This window comes from bacterium, from assembly GCA_021372515.1.
In the GTDB taxonomy this organism is placed as follows: domain Bacteria; phylum Gemmatimonadota; class Glassbacteria; order GWA2-58-10; family GWA2-58-10; genus JAJFUG01.
In genome coordinates this window covers 1-2,992 of record JAJFUG010000088.1, presented here as the reverse complement: position 1 = coordinate 2,992, position 2,992 = coordinate 1, and the positions used below count along the sequence as shown (strand labels likewise).

Sequence of the window (2,992 nt, the reverse complement as noted above, 5' to 3'; positions counted from 1 at the left end):
CCCGGCGACACACCCAAGGAAGTCAATCTTGAGATCTATCGGGTTAACAAGGATTTCCGTCAGCTGGTCCGCACTCTGGTCCATGAGGGCTGCGCCCCCGGTGATCACGAAGAGAGCTGGGACGGTCTGGACGATTCTGGTAATCCCCAGCCCTCCGGCGAGGGTTACCGCTGCCGGGTTGTCATCGGAGATTACGTCAAGAGCTTTGATTTTCGCCTTTTCCGCCCAGAAAAACAGAATCCCTGAGGCAGTCTGTCTCCTTAAAACGGCAAACCCACTCTTTCCCGGAGCTCCACGCTGCGCAAACACCTGCTCGGCATGCTCCCGGTTCCTCTCTGCCGGCTCGACAGTGGGGCGTCCTGTCGCCTCTAAATAACCAGGACTGGGAAGTCCCCGACAGATAAAAAATGTCTTGACAAGGAGTTCTAATGTCTGTTATTTAATTGCATGCTGCATGAAATAAAACAGCACAATCACGACTCAAACCTTCCGCACTCTCCTCCCGGGTGCGTTTGCCTCAAACCTGAACCCGCTATTCCGGGGAAAGGCTGGGAACATGCGAACCAGACTCCTCCGTGCCCTCCTGGCACTCACCGCCCTGACAGCTCTGGCCACTGGCCTGTTGCGGGCCCAGAATTTCAGCGACAGCTGGACACATGTCTCCGAAACCTCGGCTGCGCTCTACTGGCGGGATGGCGCCATCGGCTCGGCCTCCATCTCCTGGGTCGAGTACGGACCCAGCCGCGCCCTGGGCGCTGCAAGCGACTCGCTGCGCCGCCCACGCTGGGCGCACCTGCATCACCTGACCGGCCTGACTCCAGGGGACACCTGCTTCTACCGCCTGGTGGCCCTGGACACTCTGACCGGAATGCGCAGCGAAAGCCCGCTCCTGACTCTGGTCACCGCCGTGCAGGACAGCGCACTCCGTATCCCGCGCGATGTAGAGGGCCCGCCCTATGTCCTGGACCGCCCCGGCGCCACCTACCTCCTGACCCGGGATATCACCGTGCCCGGGGACGGCATCCAGATCACGGCTGAAAACGTGACCCTGGACCTGGACGGCCACACGCTCACATTCGGCGATTCCACGGATGAGCAGGTGTTCGGGGTGCGTTTCGCCGGCCAGGGCGCGGCCCGTCTGTTCAACGGGCGGATCGTGCAGGGGCGGCGCTCCGGGGACTACAGTTGCGCGGTCCGCAGCAGCGGCCGTCCCTACCCCACCGAGATCGCCGGGATCAGCACGGATGTCCACCTGCGCTGCGCCTACCCGGTCAATTTCCTCAATCAGGCCGTCCAGCTCGACCTTCACCACTGCCACCTGTACAGCCGGGTGGTCGAACTGCAGAGCCGCCATTACCCGGGCAACGCCCTGCTGCGCGTGGCCCTCGGCCCCGCGGGCGGTATCCACATCCACGACAACCTTCTCACCGAGGGCTGCCATCGGGCCATAATGCTGGAGGAGGACGGGCCGGACATCGAGATCGACCACAACGACATCCAGCACCACATGCAGTTTGTCAACGGCTACGCGATCAACTCGGTCCGCGGCGCGGACATTCACCACAACCGGATCACCAGCACCGGGCGCGGGATCCACCTGACCGCGCCCGAGGTGAAAGTCCACTCCAACTACCTCGACCTGAAAGGCCATGTCGACCTGGATGACATGCCCCAAGACTCACGGCCGTTCCAGTTCCGCTATGTCGAGCTGCACGGGATCAAGTTCGAGGAGGCCAGCGCCACCGCCTGCCAGGTCTACGACAATTTCGTCCGCATTGTCCAGCACCTGCCCGTGGACTCGGAGGGACGGGGCGACCCGCTGGACAAGATCGACAACGGCGTGTTTGTCCGCTCCACGGCCGCCGTGGTGAGCGGCACCGGCCTGAGCGACCCGAGCCAGAAATGGGAGCCCGGCCGCTGGACCGGTTATCTGCTGAAATACAGCCCGGAGCTGCCTGCCGCGCGGATCAGCGGCAATGATGAAAACTCGCTCAGCGCAACTATCACCGGCGCGGCCGCCGGAGAATACTCGATCTACATGCCCTGGACCTACGTGCCCGCCACCCCGCTCAACATCGCCTGCTACGATCCCAACGCCAAAAACGAGGTCTGGGGCAACACCTTTGTCGCCCTGACCGAATACGCACAGCCCCGTCACGGCGACTACGGCGACTCGGGGGAATGGGCCAGCCCGCTGATGTTCGTGGAGATGAACCACGGGGCGGCACAGAGCGGCGGCTACTCGATCCGCATCCGGGACAACACCTTCATCTCGAACGATCTGTTCCTCAATTCCAGCTACGAGGAGGTCAACATGACTGTCCTGCTGGAGAACAACCGTTTCGAGTTGGTGGACAGCCCGCCGCGATTAGCCCGCACGAGCCGTTTCCGGGGAGTGGGCGCCGCACTGGAGGCAGTCGCGCGGGGTAACGGCAACGAGTTCAGCCTGGCGCAAGACTCGCTTGACCTTGACCTCAACCGCGACAGCCGCCTGTCCCTGGCCGATGTGCTGAAATTCCTGCTCCTGGCCTGGACCCAGCCGGTCAACCCGGAGTTGGATTTCGACCGGGACGGCCGCGCGACTCTGGCGGATGCCCTCTGGCTGAGCCGCCAGATTTTCAGCCGCAGCAGCCGTTAGAGCAGGCCTGTGTCAGCGGGACCGTTCCTGGCTCCATCAGCTTCAGCCCCTCAGCCGGCTTGAGCCTTGCGCCGGTCACAGTCATTATATATAATTACAGTTCTGAAGACGTGTTGCTCTTTGCAGAACGCGCCATACGGGTAGGTGTTTTAGGTGTGGACGGTGCCATAAGCCTGTAATTGACCTTTCGACAAAGCTTGCCCCTATAGCTCAGGTGGATAGAGCAGCGGTTTCCTAAACCGTTTGCCGGGTGTTCGAGTCACCCTAGGGGCACCATTTTTCAGGCCGGCCCAACGGCCCGAAATTTCTATGCCCGGAATCCATCCGGACACGAAGCCCCGGCACCCGAGTCGG

Annotated in this window: 2 protein-coding genes and 1 tRNA gene; all 3 read left to right on the top strand. The window is 62.3% G+C overall.

What is annotated here, in order from left to right; translation table 11 throughout:
• On the top strand, nt 1–246 hold a 246-nt coding region (locus LLH00_08955), incomplete at its 5' end, for a hypothetical protein (GenBank protein MCE5271400.1).
• A 310-nt stretch (nt 247–556) separates the two neighbouring features.
• Nucleotides 557–2,638, top strand: a complete 2,082-nt coding sequence (locus tag LLH00_08950; protein ID MCE5271399.1) for a hypothetical protein — start codon at nt 557–559, stop codon at nt 2,636–2,638.
• Nucleotides 2,639–2,837: 199 nt separating this feature from the next.
• Nucleotides 2,838–2,914, top strand: a tRNA-Arg gene (locus LLH00_08945).
• Nucleotides 2,915–2,992: the final 78 nt, after the last annotated feature.